This is a genomic window from Rossellomorea sp. GAMAL-10_SWC, assembly GCF_049568075.1.
Lineage (GTDB): Bacteria > Bacillota > Bacilli > Bacillales > Bacillaceae_G > Gottfriedia.
In genome coordinates this window covers 4806689-4824318 of the sequence record NZ_CP144911.1, presented here as the reverse complement: position 1 = coordinate 4824318, position 17630 = coordinate 4806689, and the positions used below count along the sequence as shown (strand labels likewise).

Annotated in this window: 16 protein-coding genes; 1 reads left to right on the top strand and 15 read right to left on the bottom strand. The window is 34.4% G+C overall.

Going from position 1 to position 17630, the window contains the following annotated elements; genetic code table 11:
- Positions 1–159 precede the first annotated feature (159 nt).
- The 9 genes from V5E38_RS23310 to rpoN all read right to left on the bottom strand — a co-directional run bounded on the left by V5E38_RS23310 (position 160) and on the right by rpoN (position 9666).
- Entirely contained in the window at positions 160–471 is a 312-nt protein-coding gene (locus tag V5E38_RS23310) for a hypothetical protein (protein ID WP_499211619.1), read from the bottom strand.
- A 220-nt stretch (positions 472–691) separates the two neighbouring features.
- Positions 692–1987 (bottom strand): phosphopyruvate hydratase, encoded by a 1296-nt coding sequence (gene eno / locus V5E38_RS23305; protein WP_387325828.1) that lies wholly within the window; start codon positions 1985–1987, stop codon positions 692–694.
- Between the two features lie 64 nt (positions 1988–2051).
- Entirely contained in the window at positions 2052–3584 is a 1533-nt protein-coding gene (gene gpmI, locus V5E38_RS23300; protein ID WP_499211618.1) for a 2,3-bisphosphoglycerate-independent phosphoglycerate mutase, read from the bottom strand.
- Positions 3584–4339, bottom strand: coding sequence for a triose-phosphate isomerase (gene tpiA, locus V5E38_RS23295; protein WP_097973509.1), 756 nt, complete (start codon positions 4337–4339; stop codon positions 3584–3586). Before tpiA ends, gpmI begins: the two co-directional genes overlap by 1 nt.
- A 78-nt stretch (positions 4340–4417) precedes the next feature.
- Positions 4418–5599 carry a phosphoglycerate kinase gene (locus V5E38_RS23290; RefSeq protein WP_499211617.1) on the bottom strand — a complete coding sequence of 394 codons (1182 nt, stop codon included), beginning with the start codon at positions 5597–5599 and terminating at the stop codon, positions 4418–4420.
- 242 nt (positions 5600–5841) lie between these two features.
- On the bottom strand, positions 5842–6849 hold the full coding sequence (gene gap, locus V5E38_RS23285; RefSeq protein ID WP_097973513.1) for a type I glyceraldehyde-3-phosphate dehydrogenase: 1008 nt from the start codon (positions 6847–6849) through the stop codon (positions 5842–5844).
- Positions 6850–6890: 41 nt separating this feature from the next.
- Positions 6891–7919, bottom strand: coding sequence for a sugar-binding transcriptional regulator (locus V5E38_RS23280; protein ID WP_097973593.1), 1029 nt, complete (start codon positions 7917–7919; stop codon positions 6891–6893).
- 192 nt (positions 7920–8111) lie between these two features.
- On the bottom strand, positions 8112–8345 hold the full coding sequence (locus V5E38_RS23275; RefSeq protein ID WP_097973595.1) for a glutaredoxin family protein: 234 nt from the start codon (positions 8343–8345) through the stop codon (positions 8112–8114).
- Positions 8346–8364: 19 nt separating this feature from the next.
- Positions 8365–9666: an RNA polymerase factor sigma-54 gene (rpoN, locus tag V5E38_RS23270; RefSeq protein WP_499211616.1), complete on the bottom strand. Its 1302-nt coding sequence runs from the start codon at positions 9664–9666 to the stop codon at positions 8365–8367.
- A gap of 148 nt (positions 9667–9814) precedes the next feature.
- Here rpoN and V5E38_RS23265 point away from each other — a divergent pair, with 148 nt between their 5' ends.
- Positions 9815–12535, top strand: coding sequence for a sigma-54-dependent transcriptional regulator (locus tag V5E38_RS23265; protein ID WP_499211615.1), 2721 nt, complete (start codon positions 9815–9817; stop codon positions 12533–12535).
- Between the two features lie 54 nt (positions 12536–12589).
- Here V5E38_RS23265 and chbG read toward each other — a convergent pair whose 3' ends face one another.
- The 6 genes from chbG to V5E38_RS23235 form a co-directional block, all read right to left on the bottom strand.
- The gene (gene chbG / locus V5E38_RS23260) at positions 12590–13306 is read right to left on the bottom strand and encodes a carbohydrate deacetylase (protein WP_499211614.1); all 717 of its coding nucleotides are present in this window, start codon (positions 13304–13306) and stop codon (positions 12590–12592) included.
- A 75-nt stretch (positions 13307–13381) separates the two neighbouring features.
- A complete protein-coding gene (locus V5E38_RS23255; protein WP_499211613.1) occupies positions 13382–14722 on the bottom strand; it encodes a 6-phospho-beta-glucosidase in 1341 nt (446 codons plus the stop codon).
- Positions 14723–14794: 72 nt separating this feature from the next.
- Positions 14795–15115, bottom strand: coding sequence for a PTS lactose/cellobiose transporter subunit IIA (locus V5E38_RS23250; protein WP_499211612.1), 321 nt, complete (start codon positions 15113–15115; stop codon positions 14795–14797).
- 22 nt (positions 15116–15137) lie between these two features.
- A complete protein-coding gene (locus V5E38_RS23245) occupies positions 15138–16493 on the bottom strand; it encodes a PTS sugar transporter subunit IIC (RefSeq protein WP_499211611.1) in 1356 nt (451 codons plus the stop codon).
- A gap of 44 nt (positions 16494–16537) precedes the next feature.
- The gene (locus V5E38_RS23240; protein ID WP_097973524.1) at positions 16538–16840 is read right to left on the bottom strand and encodes a PTS sugar transporter subunit IIB; all 303 of its coding nucleotides are present in this window, start codon (positions 16838–16840) and stop codon (positions 16538–16540) included.
- 451 nt (positions 16841–17291) lie between these two features.
- Positions 17292–17612, bottom strand: a complete 321-nt coding sequence (locus tag V5E38_RS23235) for a PTS lactose/cellobiose transporter subunit IIA (protein ID WP_387325798.1) — start codon at positions 17610–17612, stop codon at positions 17292–17294.
- Positions 17613–17630: the final 18 nt, after the last annotated feature.

Below are 17630 nucleotides of genomic sequence, written 5' to 3'. Positions count from 1 at the left end.
TCCCCTCTCTTATTTCAATTACATTTTTACCGTACAAGAACTAACGTTCCTTAGAACATACATTCTTATTTTAACATTAAAATTCTTTAATAATCAATCCCAATTATTGCTAATTGGAAAATTTAAAGTCACCATGGTAAGGGGAAAAATTAAATTAGTTTAGATCATTCTCAACTGAGCTATAACGTCATTATGCTTATTTTTAAACGAATTCATATCTAGAAAATCACTTATTTTCCCTCCAGCAGTTACAATCTTTACTTTAACTTTTTCTTTTTCATAAATTATGACTGTTCTTACTATTTTACAACCTAATGAGATTGAAAATTTTTCAAGTATAAAAATAACCCCATTGTTTACTGCAACTTTATCGATGATGTTAAAATTAGTCTGAATGTTTTTTTCTAGTTCATTACAATTAATCTCTTTAAAACGATTAATACTTGTAAACACTTTTTCATATATCCGCATTATAATTCCTCCTATCTTTATAGAGTTATATTTATAATTTTACTTTATCTTAATAAAGTAATTTCACTTTAAAAGTTACAAAAAAATGTCACTGAATGTTAATCCATGACATTTTTTTAATATTTTAGGCAATAAAAAAAGAGAAGGTGACGATCCTTCTCTTTTTAACGTGTCTATAATGGATTATGTTTTTTTGTTAATGCACTTAGTTTTGATTAAATTATTTTCTTAAGTTGTAGAAAGATTTTAATCCTTGGTATACTGCGCTTTCGCCTAACTCGTCTTGAATACGTAATAATTGGTTGTATTTAGCGATACGGTCTGTACGAGAAGCAGAACCTGTTTTAATTTGACCAGCATTTGTAGCAACTGCGATATCAGCGATTGTGCTATCTTCAGTTTCACCAGAACGGTGAGAAACTACTGCTGTGTAGCCTGCACGTTTAGCCATTTCGATTGCATCGAAAGTTTCAGTTAATGTACCGATTTGGTTAACTTTGATTAGGATTGAGTTAGAGATACCTTTTTCGATACCTTCAGCTAATTTTTTAGTGTTTGTAACGAATAAATCGTCACCTACTAATTGCACTCGGCTACCTAAACGTTCTGTTAATAATTTGTGACCATCCCAGTCATTTTCATCTAAACCATCTTCAATTGAAAGAATTGGGAAATCATTGCAAAGTTGCTCGTAGAAATCAACCATTTCAGCAGAAGATACGCCAGTGCGTCCTTCGCCTGCAAGATCGTATTTACCAGTTTCTTTGTTGTAGAATTCTGAAGAAGCAACGTCCATTCCTAAGAATACTTGCTCTCCAGCTTTATAACCAGATTTATCAATTGCTTCCATGATTACTTCTAAAGCTTCACGGTTTGAACCAAGGTTTGGAGCGAATCCACCTTCATCACCTACAGCTGTGTTTAAACCTTTGTCATGTAATACAGCTTTAAGGTTGTGGAAAATTTCAGTACCCATACGAATAGCTTCTTTAAAGCTATCAGCACCTACAGGTAAGATCATGAATTCTTGGAAGTCTACGTTATTATCAGCATGAGAACCACCGTTGATGATGTTCATCATTGGAACTGGTAATTGTTTCGCATTAAATCCACCAAGGTATTGGTATAATGGTAAACCTAATTCATCAGCTGCTGCTCGAGCTACTGCCATAGATACACCTAGGATTGCGTTAGCACCTAATTTACCTTTGTTTTCAGTACCATCTAACTCAATCATACGACGGTCGATTGAAACTTGATCAGTTACTTCGAATCCAACGATTTCTTCAGCTAAAACGTCATTAACGTTAGCAACAGCTTTCTCAACACCTTTACCAAGGTAACGAGATTTGTCTCCATCACGTAATTCGACAGCTTCATATTCACCAGTTGAAGCACCACTTGGTACTAGTGCACGGCCAAAGCCACCATCTTCTGTATAAACTTCTACTTCAACAGTAGGGTTACCACGAGAATCTAATACTTCGCGAGCATAAACATCAATAATCATTGACATAATAAAATCTCTCCTTTTGTTGCGTTATACGCATAATTAATAACTTTTTATATTAACTGTTCACTTATTTAATAAGTGATTTACCAGTCATTTCTTTTGGTAGTTCTACTTTTAATAAATCAAGAACAGTTGGAGCTAAATCACCTAAAATACCATCTTCACGTAACGTAATACCTTCTTCAGTAACAATTACTGGTACAGGGTTCGTCGTGTGAGCTGTCATAGGTTCACCCTCAAGTGTAATTTCTTCATCAGCATTTCCATGGTCAGCGGTAATGATTGCTTTTCCACCTTTAGCTAGAATTGCATCAACTACTTCTCCTAAACATTCATCAACCGCTTCAATTGCTTTAATTGTCGGCTCAAGTTTTCCTGAATGTCCTACCATATCTGGATTTGCAAAGTTTAAGATGATTACATCATGCTTGTCTGCAGCAATTTCTTTTAGTAATGCATCTTTTACTTCATAAGCGCTCATTTCAGGTTGCAAATCGTAGGTTGCAACTTTTGGCGAGTTAATTAAAATACGTTCTTCACCTGGGAATTGTGCTTCACGGCCTCCACTAAAGAAAAATGTAACATGTGGATACTTTTCCGTTTCAGCAATTCGTAATTGTTTCAAATTATTTTGAGCAAGAACTTCACCTAATGTGTTATCCAAATTAGTTGGTTTAAATGCAACATAACCTTGTACTGTTTCACTAAAATGTGTTAAGCAAACGAAATGAACATTTTTCGGGAACTTACTTCCACGATCAAAGTCACGGAAATCATCATTTGTAAATACATTTGAAATTTGAATTGCACGGTCAGGTCGGAAGTTGTAGAAGATGATTGAATCATCATCACTTATTGTTGCAACTGGAGTACCATCTTCTTTTACCATAACAGAAGGTAAAACGAATTCATCATGGATACCATTCGCATACGAGTCTTCAATTAATTCATACGGACTTGTATAAGTTGGTCCTTCTCCATATACCATTGCACAATAGCATTTTTCTACACGATCCCATCGTTTGTCACGGTCCATGGAATAATAACGGCCAGAAATTGTTGCAAATTCTCCGACACCATATTCTTTAAACTTTGCTTCTGTTTGATCGATATATTTTTTAGCTGTAGTCGGACCAACATCTCGTCCATCAAGGAAAGCATGTAAATATACTTTTTTCATACCTTCTTCAGCAGCTAATTTTAATAAAGCAAACATGTGGTTAATATGGCTGTGAATACCTCCATCAGACAGTAGACCGAAAATATGTAATGCTTTATCTTTTTCTTTTGCACTTTTAATTGCATCGATGAATGTATCATTTTTTTCGAATTCGCCTTCACGAATTGCCTTATTTACACGCGTTAAGCTTTGATAAACAATACGTCCTGCTCCGATATTCAAATGACCAACTTCAGAATTACCCATTTGTCCTTCAGGTAGACCTACTGCTTCACCGCTAGCAGTTAATTGTGCGTGAGGATATTTATTCCAATATCTATCATAATTTGGTTTCTTCGCTTGTGCAACAGCATTTCCAAATGTTTCATCGCGCAAACCAAATCCATCTAGGATAATTAACGCTACTGGTTGTTTACTCATTACTTAACAGCCTCCAATAATGCAAGGAAAGAAGCTGGTTCTAAACTTGCTCCACCTACTAACGCACCGTCAATATCAGGTTGAGCCATATATTCTTTAATGTTTTCAGGTTTTACACTGCCGCCATATTGTACACGTACAGATTCTGCAACAGTTTCATCATAAAGACTTGCTACAACATCACGAACAAATTTACATGAATCTTGTGCATCTTTTTCTGTAGCAGATTTTCCTGTTCCAATTGCCCAAATCGGTTCATATGCAATGACTAAATTCTTTACTTGCTCATCTGTAAGACCTGCAAGATCAGCTGTTAATTGAGTACGAATAACTTCCTCAAATTTTCCGCCTTCACGTTCTTCAAGCGTTTCGCCACAGCAAAGAATTGGTGTAAGACCATGTTCGAAAGCTTTTTTTGTTTTACTATTAATAAACTCATCTGTTTCGCCATAATATTCACGACGCTCAGAATGTCCGATAATCGCATAAGTTACGCCTAAATCTTTAAGTGCTACTGGGCTAATTTCTCCAGTATAAGCGCCACTATCTTGATCACTTACATTTTGAGAACCAATTTTTAATTCAGTTCCTTTTGTACCGTATAACATTGGTGCAATAAATAATGCAGGAGCACAAACTGCTGAATCTACTTTATCAGATGATGGAATGCTATTTTTTACTTCTTCAACAAATGTCATCGCTTCGTTAAGCGTCTTATTCATTTTCCAGTTACCTGCGATAATTGGTTTACGCATGAGAAACACCTTCCTACAATTGGTAAGACATAACATCTTACTCTATTTCAATTACTAAATATTGTAAAGCTATAAGACTTATTTATCGTTTAATAATGCTACTCCAGGAAGCTCTTTACCTTCCATAAATTCTAATGAAGCACCACCACCAGTAGAAATATGGCTCATTTTATTTGCTAAACCGAATTTTTCAGCAGCAGCAGCTGAGTCTCCTCCACCGATAATTGAGTAAGCATCTGAATCTGCTAATGCTTGTGCTACTCCCTTAGTACCTTGTGCAAATTTATCGATTTCAAATACACCCATAGGTCCATTCCAAATGACTAATTTAGAGCTCTTAATGACATCTGCATAAAGAGCAGTTGTTTTTGGTCCAATATCAAGAGCTTGCCAATCTGCAGGAATGCTATCAATATCAACTTCTTGCGTATTTGCATCTTCACCGAATTTGTCTGCAATAATTGCATCAATTGGCATATAGAATTTAACACCTTTCGCTTCGGCTTTTTGGATAAATTCATTTGCTAAATCAATTTTATCCTCTTCTAAAAGAGATTGACCGATTTCATAGCCTTTAGCTTTTAAGAATGTATAAGCTAGTCCGCCACCAATGATTAAGTTATCTACTTTTTCTAATAAGTTTTCAATTACACCAATTTTATCTCGAACTTTCGCTCCACCGATAATAGCTGTAAATGGGCGCTCTGGATTAGAAAGTGCTTTACCTAAAACATTAATTTCTTTTTCCATTAAGAAGCCTGCTACAGCTGGGATATGTTTAGCAATACCAGCAGTTGTAGCATGTGCACGGTGTGCAGCACCAAAAGCATCGTTTACATATACATCAGCTAATGAAGCAAATTCTTTTGCTAGAGCTTCATCGTTTTTCTCTTCGCCTGGGTAGAAACGAACGTTTTCTAATAATAAAACATCGCCTTCGTTCATTTTGCTGATTTCTTCTTGAACTTTAGGTCCGTATGCTTCATCAGCTTTAATAACGTTTTTACCTAATTTTTCACTTAAACGTGTAGCAACAGCATTTAAACGCATGTCTTCATTTACTTGTCCTTTTGGACGTCCTAAGTGAGATGCTAAAATAACTTTTGCTCCGTTTTCTATTAAATACTGAATCGTAGGAAGAGCAGCACGAATACGGGTATCATCTGTTACTTCACCATTTGCCATTGGTACGTTAAAATCTACACGGCAAAATACGCGTTTTCCTTTTACATCAATGTCATGTAATGACTTTTTGTTCATAGTAGGTGCCTCCAGTACTGTTTTTATTCATCCATATCCAATTCCACTGGTCGATCCGTCTCATACAAAGTCGTATCTATTCTGTGATATTGTCACCGCAATTTTAACAGATTATGTACATCAATTGGAATTTATTTCTAGAGTATTTTTTAATATTGTGTTGGATTAGTGACAAAAGAGGATTTTTTCAAACAAAAGAGGGGAGGAAAATCCCCTCGCCCTCATATTAATTTTTATTAAAATTATAGACCTTTTGAAGCGATGTGAGCTACTAAGTCAACTACACGAGTTGAGTAACCAGTTTCATTATCGTACCAAGAAAGGATTTTAACCATGTTACCTTCCATAGTCATTGTAGATAATGCATCGATTGTAGATGAGTTTGTGCAACCGTTATAGTCGATTGATACTAATGGTTCTTCAGAGTATCCTAAGATACCTTTTAATTCGCCTTCAGAAGCAGCTTTAAATGCAGCATTTACTTCTTCAGCAGTAACTTCAGCATTTAATTCTACTACTAAGTCAACTAAAGATACGTTAGCAGTTGGTACACGTACAGCACCACCGTTTAATTTACCTTTTAATTGAGGTAATACTAATGAAACTGCTTTAGCAGCACCAGTAGTTGTTGGGATCATGCTCATTGCAGCAGCACGTGCACGACGTAAATCTTTGTGTGGTAAATCTAAAATTTGTTGGTCATTTGTGTAAGAGTGAACAGTTGTCATCATACCACGTTTGATACCGAATTTTTCGTCTAATACTTTAGCAAATGGAGCTAAACAGTTAGTTGTACAAGAAGCATTAGAAATTACATTGTGGCTAGCTGCATCGTATTTGTCATCATTTACACCCATTACGATCGTGATATCTTCATTAGAAGCTGGTGCAGAGATGATTACTTTTTTAACTGATCCACCTAAGTGTTTTTCAGCATCTTTTTTATCTGTGAAACGACCAGTAGATTCTACTACAACTTCTACTCCGTAATCGCTCCAAGGTAAAACTGCTGGGTCACGCTCAGCAATTACTTTAATTTCGCTTCCGTTTACAACGATTGAATCGCCGTTAACTGCTACTTCAGCGTTTACTGAACCGTGAACTGAATCATATTTTAATAAGTGAGCTAAAGTTTTAGCGTCTGTTAAGTCATTGATTGCTACAACCTCTACGTTTGGGTTGTTTAAAGCTGCGCGGAAAACCATACGTCCGATACGTCCAAATCCATTAATACCAATTTTAGTTGCCATTTTTAATTTCCTCCTTTTAATAGGTAGAAGCTTTTTTTATTTTAAAGGGTACATCCTTTAATTAACTCTTTCGCTGCTCCTTCGTCTGTGACGAGGATGTTTACATGACCTTTCTTTAAGAAAGAAGCCATTGCTTTTGCTTTAGAAGATCCTCCAGCTACTCCCAGTACATAAGGTATATTCTCCAATTCATTCAGTTGTAAACCAATTGTTCTTACTCTGTAAACAACTTCACCATTTTCATTGAAGTAATAGCCAAATGCCTCTCCTACAGCTTCAGATTCAGTTAAGATTTCTAACTGTTCTGAAGAAGATTGTCTTCGTTTAGCCATCGTAAATGCATCTCCTATGCCGTGTACGACAATTGAAGAAGATCGAATTAAATTTAGAACCTCTTTTACTCTTGGTTCTTCCATCATAGTTACATAGGCCTCTTCACTAAGTTCATCTGGCAAGTGAAGTAATCGATAATTACCTTTTGCCATTTCAGCCATTTTTGCACAAATCGTATTTGCTTGATTTCTTACTTCTTCACCTAAACCGCCTCGCGCTGGTACAAATAAGGTATTTAAATCTTTAGAGTCATCATTCATCATTTCAGCTACGGCAGCTAAAGTGGAACCACCAGTAACAGCAACAATATTATTTGTTTCTAGCCTTTGGTTTATACAACCAACAGCAGCTCGACCCATCTCCTTTTTTACCCAGTCCAACTCGTCACTATCGCCTGAAACAACGATTACTTCTTTAAGATTAAATGTTTCCTTAAGCAAGTCTTCGATATTTTTCAAACCGAACAGTTCACGCATTGGTTCTTCTAGGTCTAGAAGTAAGCTTAGTCCTTCATCCGTTAATGTCATGCCAGAAGATGCAACATTAATCAGTCTTTGCTCTTTTAATAAAGCAACTTCTGATCTAAGTACTCTTTCTGTTAACCCTACACTTGCAGACAAGTTTCTACGACCAATCGGTTGCATAATTCGTATATATTGTAGGATTTGAAATCTTTTTTGGATAACAGGTATTAGATCAGGTAATAATTTTTGTTGTAGCTTTAAAACTTGGTTCATTTTCATCTCCTCTTTCACAGAGTATTCACCTGGGTCTTAATGTGTCCCACTATGACATATTATGTCCCACTTGTTTTAAAAAAATTACAGCGTTTTTCAACGTTGTTTTTTTGAACAAGATTTACTCCAGAAGTGAAATAACCCTGCTACATTTACATTGTAACAGGGTCAATCATTTCTTTCAACTGATAACTACCCATTTATTGCATTTAATATGTCAATTTTATGAATTTTTCCGTATGCAACTGTTTCCCCATTCATTTGAATAACAGGGATCATTAGTTGAAATTCCTCTAATAATGCGTCATCAGAATAAATATCAATTTCATTTATTTCGATTTCATATTCAGATTGGACCAAACGAATTGCATCTTTTGCTTCTTCGCATAATCCACAATTCTCTTTTGTAAATAAAGTTAACTTAATCGACATCCCATTCTCCTTTTTAACTAAAGCGCTTTCGTTTTGATGATCCAGGAATTCTAAGTATATCTCTATATTTAGCTACAGTTCTTCTAGAGATTTCCACTCCATGTTTTTCAGCTAATAATTCAACTAGCTTTTGATCTGATAATGGTTTTTCTTTGTTTTCTCCATCTACTAGTTGCTTGATGAATACCTGTACACTCGTTGATGCGAGCTCCTCGCCGTCCACACTTACACCTTGATGGAAGAATTTCTTCATTTCATATAAACCGAATGGTGTCTGTACATATTTGTTTTTGCAAGTACGGCTAATTGTCGATTCATGTAATGAAAGTTCTTCCGCTATCTCTTTTAAAGTAAGAGTTTTTAAATTTGCAGGACCCTTTTCAAAAAAAGCAATTTGCTTTCGAAGAATACAATTCATTACAGCTAACATCGTTGATTTTCGTTCTTCCAAACTTTTCATTAACCAGTTAACTTGCGTATTTTTATCCTTTAAATAAGTTGAAACTTCCTTCTCATGTTGACCATTTAAAATTGAAGAGTATTCATTAAGTACTTTTAAACGCGGCATAATTTTATCATTAATCAGTACAACAAATTCGCCGCCTATTTTTTCAACTGTTAAATCAGGAGCTACATAATTTACTTGGTCTTGGAAATAATTTAAACCTGGCCTTGGCTGAAGGGTTAAAATTAAGTCAATTTCTTTTTGTAAATCAGGTAAGCTAATCTTTAGTTTTTTCGCTATTTCTTTCCAGTTTTTATTAACAAATAAATCAAAATAATCTTTAATAACCTGTTTTGCAATTGTTGTATCAACTTCAAGACCATTTAGTTGAATCAATAAGCACTCTTTAACCGATCTTGCTCCAACTCCTGAGGGCTCAAAACGTTGAAGTGTATCAATGCAGATTTGTAATTGAACGAAAGAAATATTTAATTCATGTATAAGCTCTTCGTCTGATTCCATCAAAAATCCATTTTTATCTAGGTTATAAATTAAATATTTTATAATTTTATATTCCTCATTATCAATTTTCAACTCATTTAACTGACTAACAAGTTCTTCTTGTAATGTTTCTGTTCTTCGAGTATATAACTCCATTCCTTGTCCGCTGGAAGTAGTTTGTTGTTTGATTTTTGAAGAAGTGTAATCGTTATAAGGAGTTTCGACTTCAATTAAGGGATTTTCTAATGATTGCTCAAATAAAAAATCAGTAAGTTCTTGGGCATTAAATTGAAGCATTGTAATGGCTTGTCGTAGTTCCTGAGTCATTGCAAGTTTCAATGATTGTTTTTGCATTAAATTCATTTCCATACTACTTCACTCCCTTAATACTATTTTACTCGATATTTAACTTTTTCATAGTACTTGACGAATTGTTATACTAATTTAAATATAGTGAAAACGTTTACTTTTTCCTGTATAGTAAAAGTATACAACTCTTTATGATGGGTGGGCCATTATGAACAGAAAAAATCAGATTTATAAAGTTTTTCTTCAAAGTAAGGAGCAAGGTTTTACCGCAAATGAGATTGCTCAAAAGCTTGGATTAGATAGAGCAAACGTTAGCAGTGATTTAAATAAATTAGTTAAAGAAGAATTATTAATGAAAACAAATTCTAGACCTGTTGTATTTAAAATTCAGTCTCATAGTATACAACAACCGAATAAATCTCAATACAATCCAGCAAGTTCAGACTATCAATATGAATATTTCTATGAGGAAAATATTAGTTTAAGACCTGCCATCGAAAAAGCTAGATCAGCTATACTCTATCCACCAAATGGAATGCATACATTAATTCTCGGTGAGACTGGTGTTGGTAAATCTGCTTTTGCAAAAAGAATGCATGATTTTTCAATTCGTTCGAATATTTTAGAAAAGGATTCTCCATTCATTATTTTTAATTGCGCAGACTATGCAAATAATCCACAACTATTATTAGGTCAGCTTTTCGGTGTAAGAAAAGGTGCTTATACAGGTGCAACAGAACAAAAAGGTCTACTTGAAAAAGCAAATAATGGAATATTATTTTTAGATGAGGTTCATCGTCTTACTCCTGAAGGTCAAGAAATGTTATTTACGTTTATTGATTATAAGTTGTATAGAAGACTAGGAGAGACAGAAAACGAACGAACATCGAATGTTTTAATCATTTCAGCAACAACAGAGGATCCCGGATCCACTTTATTATCTACATTTACGCGCCGGATCCCAATGGTCATTACATTACCAGCTCTTCGAGATCGAACATATGAAGAGAGATTGACACTGATTAAACGATTTTTCACGGAAGAAAGTGTTCGTCTAGGAAAAGAGATTGTTGTAAGTGCAAATACTATTCGCTCTTTTCTATTTTATTCGTGTCAAAACAATATCGGACAACTTAAAGCCGACATTCAATTAGCTTGTGCAAAGGCTTACGCAGATTTTATTACACATAAACATGACAAAATACGTATTTATAGCACTGATTTGAACTGGTATGTTAAGGAAGGCTTATTCATTGAAAAAAAAGTAAAGCATGCTGTCACACTGTTAAACGAGCATTTCGAATTTTCACCAACAAAGGGTATTACGAGTAACCAACAATTGGATCACTCTGCAGATACAATTTATGACCGAATTGATACGAAATACGAAGAACTGAAACAACGTGGCGTTGCTCAGGACGAGTTATCCTTACTAATGGAAAACGATATCGAAAGCTATTTCACGCATTATTTAACTTCTATTAATCGTAAACTATCTAGTAAAGAAAATGTCCAAAAGATAATCAAGCCTGAAATCGTTACACTAAGTGAAAAAGTACTAAAACTAGCAGAAGAAAAATTAAGTAAGAGATTTAACGAAAAAATACTTGTTGCACTTAGCCTACATATACAAACGCTATTACAACGTATACAGTCAAACAAGAAAATTTATCATCCAAATATTACGCAAATCCGAGATCAGTATAAAAAAGAGTTTTCCGTTTCAATTGAATGTGTAAAAATGATTGAAGATTTTTCAAATGTTTCAATCCCATTTGATGAAGTAGCATTTATAACGATGTTTTTCGTTTATGGTAACGAAGATTTTAAAGTGCCTAGTTCAAATGTAAAAGTAATAGTTTTAGCTCACGGTAATGGCATTGCTAGAGAGATGGCAAATGTAACAAATGAGCTACTAGAAAACGAGGAAGTTATCGGTATTGATATGCCATTAAGTGAACCACCTCAGGATTTTTTAATTCGTGTAAAAGATTATATTAAATCATTAGGTAAATTAAATGGAATTCTACTTTGCATCGATATGGGGTCACTATCATATATCGGTGACATAATTGAAGCTGAATTTTCAATTCCTGTACGATTGATTCAAATGGTTAGTACTGCACATGTAATCGAAGCTTCTAGAAAAGCGACACTAGGTTATAACTTAGACGAGCTTTATCAGGACGTGCGAAACTTAACTACTTTCTTCATCAATTCTCATGCGAATAAAACGAAACAACCTGAATTTAATCGTTCTGTCATTTTAACTGCATGTCTGACTGGTCAGGGAAGTGCAATAGCCATTAAAAATATACTAGCGAATAACTTGGTCTATGATAAAGAGATGCTAGAAATCGTGCCAATTAGCCTTTTAAATAAAGATGAATTACAAAAAATGTTAAATGATATATCTAAAGAACGAAGTATCGTTTGTATTGTTTCGAATTTTGATATAAATGTTCCATTTAATACGTTTCATTTACAGGATGTATTAAATATGAAGGCTACAAAGACAATACAAGAATTGATCACTTATGAAGAAACGTATTTAAAAATGGCTGAAACATTACAAGAGACTATTTCTTTAAAGGATGCTAAAAAAGTAATTAGTGTGATTAGACGTGCCTTAAATGATATACAAGTCCAAACAGATAAATTTTTCAAAAATGAGGATCTAATGGGAATTGTTATTCATATGAGTTGCATGATCGACCGAATTCAAAACTCACAGCCTCTAATCCCTTTTAAAGATAAAGAAGATAAAATAAATAGTGACTATATGCTATATTTAAAAATTAAAAAAATAATGCAACAAATAGAGGATACTTGTGACATTATCATACCTGATGATGAAATATGTTACTTAATGGAATTTTATTCTAGAAATGAAATTAGCAGATTAGATGAAGAATTTTATATAAAATAAGAAAAAAGCCAGTTGCTTCGATGAAGGAACTGGCTTTTGGCTTTTTACTCTATATTAATACTTTACTAACTCTACTCCCTCAGGAAGTTTTGAGTTCGTTAAGATATCTAGTTCTGTTAATCTCTCAAAGCAATAAGATGTACCATTTTTTAAATAATTATCTATTAATGCAGGATGTACCATTACCTCTACTGACTCAATACGATTATTTATTCTGTCTTCTATTGTCTCAAAATAGTTTATAGGAATATCACTACCATAAAAATCAGTTAATAATTGATCCGTAAAAGGAGTGATTCCGTCTATTTGACTCTTTGGAGAAATCCGGACTGGGAGATCATACTTTTGAGATAATTTTGCGATTACTGGGTGTAGTATTGGGATCATGTGTACATGGTGATGACTATCTAGATGCGAAGGATTCAATCCATAAGAAATAAACTTTTGAATTTGAGCATCCCATTCTTTTTCAACTTCGTCAACATTAATAACTGGATTGTCATACCAATAACTATTTTTAAGGAAATCCCCATTTTGATCTACGATTGTTTGTAGACCAGTTAATAATGGTTTGCCCGCTGTTAATACAAGATGTACACCTAATCCTAATGTAGGATGTAATTTTGCTAATTCAATTCCATGCTCCACAGCATACATATTCATCATCATAGTCGCGGAGTTCACTATTCCATTCAAATGTGCTTCAATAATGCCATAATTTACACCTTTTGAATAGCCGAAATCATCTGCATTTACAATAAGCTTTGTCATCATTCATTCCCCTTTTTTTAGTATGATAAAAAGGGATGCACTCTTTCATTCGAGCTACATCCCTCTTTTTAATCGTTAATTTGCTGTCACTTTTTCGTTTTTGAAGAATTGAGGTAAATGCTCTTTGTGAGCCTCTAACATTTCATCTAGAATTTGTTTTGCTAAATGATCAGATCCAACTAGTGGGTTAATGCACATAGCAAGTAATGCTGTTTTATAATCACCAGTTACGCCAGCTTCTGCAGCAACACGTTCGAATGATTTAATTTGTTGAACTAAACCGCGTACTGCAACCGGCAAATCACCCATTGTAAGTGGTTTTGGACCATCTTTTGTAATAACGGCACTTACTTCAACAGCACAATCATCTGGAATTGATGCAATAGCAGCACCATTATTCATTGTGTTAACAGGTTGGATATCACCTTTATTGTTATATAGAGATGAAATTAATCGGCATGCAGCATCACTATAATAAGCTCCACCGCGTTTTTCTAATTGTGGTGGCTTACTATTTAAATTAGGATCTTTATATAATTCAAATAATGATTCTTCTAATTTTTTTACAACTTCAGCACGCGTACCATCTTTTTTCGCTGCTTCAAGCTCTTCCTCTAGCATTACTTTCGTTTGATAGTAGTAGCGATGATACGGACATGGAATCGCTCCAAGTGCTTCAATAAAATCAGGATTCCAATCCATTGCCTTAATATTTTTCATCGTCATACTTTCAGCAGGGCGTGCAAATTCACTTACAACACGACTTGTTACATCTTCACCATCTAATAATACTTTCGTTCCGTAAACCATATGATTTAATCCCATAAAATCAATATGCACACGCTCAGCTTCTACCCCTAGACCTTTTGCAATGTTCATGTGAATATGAATTGGTACATTACATAAACCTACTACTTTACGGAAATTTGTGTATCTTAAAATCGCTTCTGTTAAAATCCCCGTAGGATTCGTAAAGTTTACGAGCCAAGCATTTGGACAAAGCTCTTCAATATCCTTAACGATATCTAAAATAACCGGAATTGTACGAAGTGCTTTAAACAGACCACCTGGACCATTTGTTTCTTGACCAATTACCCCATATTTTAAAGGAATACGCTCATCCTTCATACGAGCTTCAAGTAAGCCTACACGAAATTGTGTCGTAACAAAATCAGCATCTTTAAGAGCAGCACGTCGATCAAGTGTTAAATGAATTTCCATTGGTACTCCTGCTTTTTCTACCATTCTTTTCGCAAGGTTTCCAACGATTTCAAGTTTCTCTCTACCTTCTTCAATGTCCACTAACCATAACTCTCTTACAGGTAGTTCATCATAACGTTTAATAAATCCTTCAACTAATTCTGGAGTATAACTTGAACCGCCACCAATTGTTGCTATTTTAATACCGTTTCTCATTTTCTTCACTCCTTCTATATGATAGGAGAAAAGTAGCCCGGTCATTCTAGAAAACTACTTTTCTATTTTCTCTTATTTATTTAATTTTTCGTGTAGGAAAATTATTTCTACTACTAAATCTCTCATCGTTAATGCATTCATTAAATGATCTTGAGCATGAATTAATAAGATACTTAATTCAACATTCTCTCCACGTGCTTCACCTTGAATTAATGAAGTTTGTGCCTGATGCGCAAGATTTAATTCTTTCTTTGCTTCTTCAATCTTACTATTTGCTTCTTCTAAATTACCCGCTCGAGCAGCCTGCATACCTTCCATTAATGAGCTTTTTGCGTTTCCTGCGTGTAAGATTAATTCGAATGCTGTTTGCTCAATTGTCGTTAAAGTACTCATTTCGTATCCTCCTCAAACTGCCTTACATTGCAGCACTTTGATTATTTGCTGCTTCTCTTATTTTTTTAGATTCCATTCGTCTTTGTAATGCAACAAAAGGTAAATAGATGACCACAGAGATCACTAAGTTAAATGCTGCTAAGGCTGCACCTGTCCAATGTCCCCCTGTAATCAACCAGCCACCTAAAATTGGTGGTGTTACCCATGGAATATTCGTAGTTACTGGGTGAACCATCCCTAAAGAAATCGCTAAATATGAAATAACTGTTAAGATAATTGGTGTACCAATGAATGGAATTAACCACATTGGATTTAACACGATTGGCAATCCGAAAAGAACTGGTTCATTAATTTGGAATAAACCTGGTGCCCCACCTAATCCAATCATTTGTTTATTACGTTTTCGATTTATTAATATCATTGAAATGATTAACCCTAACGTAGCACCTGATCCACCTAAGAATACAAATGCATCAAAGAACTGGCCAGCCATTACATTGTATTCACTCCACTTTGTAACACCTTTTGCTGCTAAATCAATATTTTCATTTCCTAAAGCTGTAAATAATGGTGTCGTAATTCCACCTAGTATATTTGGTCCATGTAAGCCAAGCATCCAGAAGAAATGAATAAAGAATGCTATACCGATTGCAAACGGTAAAGAGTCTGCAGCATTCGTTAATGGCTTAACAAGTACTGAGCTTAACCAATCATTAAAATATACTCCATCCGATAAATATAATCTGAATAACAATCCAACAATCGCGATCACAAAGATTGTAAGCATACCTGGTAATAGCTTTGCAAATGCTTTGGAAACTGCTGGTGGTACACCATCTGGTAATTTAATAACTAATTGCTTTATTCTTGATAGGCGAACAAAAATTTCTGTTGCAATAATGGCAACGATTATTCCGGTAAAAAGTGCAGTTGAATTAGTATAAGTAGAGTTCACTAACCCCCAAACACTACCAGTAGCCGTTTTTCCATTTTCTAATGTAACCGTTACAGTGTTTAATGTTTGTGGCACTAGTACAAAATATGACGCTAATGCGACAAGCATTGCTTCAAATCCTTCATCACCATAAGAACGAGCTAATTTATAAGCAATCCCTACAACTGCAAATACAGTCATAAATGCAAATGTTCCCCACCAAATATCACTGCCAAGTGTTTTCCAATTCACTCCAAAAAGAGCTTCCATCATTTTGTCGTAACCTTTGATCGCTCCACCTAAATTATTAAATAAAACTGCAAATGAGCCGACCATTGTAATGGCAATCATCCCGATTAACGCATCGCGTATTGCTAATAAATGACGTTGGTTACCGAACTTTGCTGCAGCTGGCATTATATATCTATCTACAAAATTCATCATTTTTTAAGACTCCCTTTTGTTTAAAATGTATGCAACGTACATGACTATTTTTTTAAACTAAGTGCTAATTCTAAAACAGCTTCACCATTCATAAGTCCATAATGTACTGGATTGATTACATCAACTGGTATCCCTTTTGGCTCGGCAACTTTTTTCATTTCAGCAGCTAAATAACGTACTTGTGGTCCTAATAAAAGAACATCTGCTTTATCTAAGTTTTCTTTTGCAGCATCACCCGAAACTGCCCAAATCTTCACTTCAATCCCTTTTGCTTTTGCTGCATCCTCCATTTTGGTTACTAGTAAACTAGTAGACATTCCTGCTGAACAAGCTAATAAAATATTCATTGTTATTCCTCCAGTATTAGAATTAGTGTAGCGCTTACAGGTTTGTTTGAAAGTAAGAAACAGTCCCCTGTAGCATCTACAAATTTATTTATTTATTTATTTTGTACACTATTTATATAGCAAATGGCGTGCCAACTTTTTCTGACATTTTCAAAAATAAGATCATTTACTCATTGAAACCTTGTCCTATAAGGACTCATCATTATGAAATCTTTTTTCTTTACTTTAAAAGGAAAGTAACTTAAAACATCTAGTGTGTTAAATATTGTTCGTCAATCTCCTTAAATTGTTTTAGTGTGTTATTACCCTGTTAGTGTGTCGTGATTTATATGTACTTTATTGTAGTGTTTTAAAACACTTTACGATCCTTACTTAAATTATACATTTTGTTCTATGTGATCTATGAAAAAAAGTGATGTAGAATTAATCTACACCACTTTTTTATCAATAATTAGAGTGAAATTTTCTCATGTAAATAAATAATTTCTTCTACTAAATCTCTTGTTGTTAAAGTGTTCATTAAATGATCCTGTGCATGTACTAAAAGAATATTAATTTTGTATTGTTGCCCTCCTGCTTCACTTTGTATAAGTGAAGTTTGTGAATGATGAGCCAGCCTAAGTTCGGCATTTGCCTCGTTTACTTTTCTACGAGCTTCCTCGAACTCTCCATCACGGGCTTTATACATAGCTTCCATTAATAAGCTCTTAGCATTACCGGAATGTAATATAAGCTGAAATGCAATTTGTTCATTATTTGTGTCGGTAGGCATTTGCACTCTTCTCCTTCA

Bases quoted from the DNA above. Each gene is read 5' to 3' on its own strand.
- V5E38_RS23310 (WP_499211619.1), bottom strand. From the start codon at position 471: ATGCGGATATATGAAAAAGTGTTTACAAGTATTAATCGTTTTAAAGAG.
- eno (WP_387325828.1), bottom strand. From the start codon at position 1,987: ATGTCAATGATTATTGATGTTTATGCTCGCGAAGTATTAGATTCTCGT.
- gpmI (WP_499211618.1), bottom strand. From the start codon at position 3,584: ATGAGTAAACAACCAGTAGCGTTAATTATCCTAGATGGATTTGGTTTG.
- tpiA (WP_097973509.1), bottom strand. From the start codon at position 4,339: ATGCGTAAACCAATTATCGCAGGTAACTGGAAAATGAATAAGACGCTT.
- V5E38_RS23290 (WP_499211617.1), bottom strand. From the start codon at position 5,599: ATGAACAAAAAGTCATTACATGACATTGATGTAAAAGGAAAACGCGTA.
- gap (WP_097973513.1), bottom strand. From the start codon at position 6,849: ATGGCAACTAAAATTGGTATTAATGGATTTGGACGTATCGGACGTATG.
- V5E38_RS23280 (WP_097973593.1), bottom strand. From the start codon at position 7,919: ATGAACCAAGTTTTAAAGCTACAACAAAAATTATTACCTGATCTAATA.
- rpoN (WP_499211616.1), bottom strand. From the start codon at position 9,666: ATGGAAATGAATTTAATGCAAAAACAATCATTGAAACTTGCAATGACT.
- V5E38_RS23265 (WP_499211615.1), top strand. From the start codon at position 9,815: ATGAACAGAAAAAATCAGATTTATAAAGTTTTTCTTCAAAGTAAGGAG.
- chbG (WP_499211614.1), bottom strand. From the start codon at position 13,306: ATGACAAAGCTTATTGTAAATGCAGATGATTTCGGCTATTCAAAAGGT.
- V5E38_RS23255 (WP_499211613.1), bottom strand. From the start codon at position 14,722: ATGAGAAACGGTATTAAAATAGCAACAATTGGTGGCGGTTCAAGTTAT.
- V5E38_RS23250 (WP_499211612.1), bottom strand. From the start codon at position 15,115: ATGAGTACTTTAACGACAATTGAGCAAACAGCATTCGAATTAATCTTA.
- V5E38_RS23245 (WP_499211611.1), bottom strand. From the start codon at position 16,493: ATGATGAATTTTGTAGATAGATATATAATGCCAGCTGCAGCAAAGTTC.
- V5E38_RS23240 (WP_097973524.1), bottom strand. From the start codon at position 16,840: ATGAATATTTTATTAGCTTGTTCAGCAGGAATGTCTACTAGTTTACTA.
- V5E38_RS23235 (WP_387325798.1), bottom strand. From the start codon at position 17,612: ATGCCTACCGACACAAATAATGAACAAATTGCATTTCAGCTTATATTA.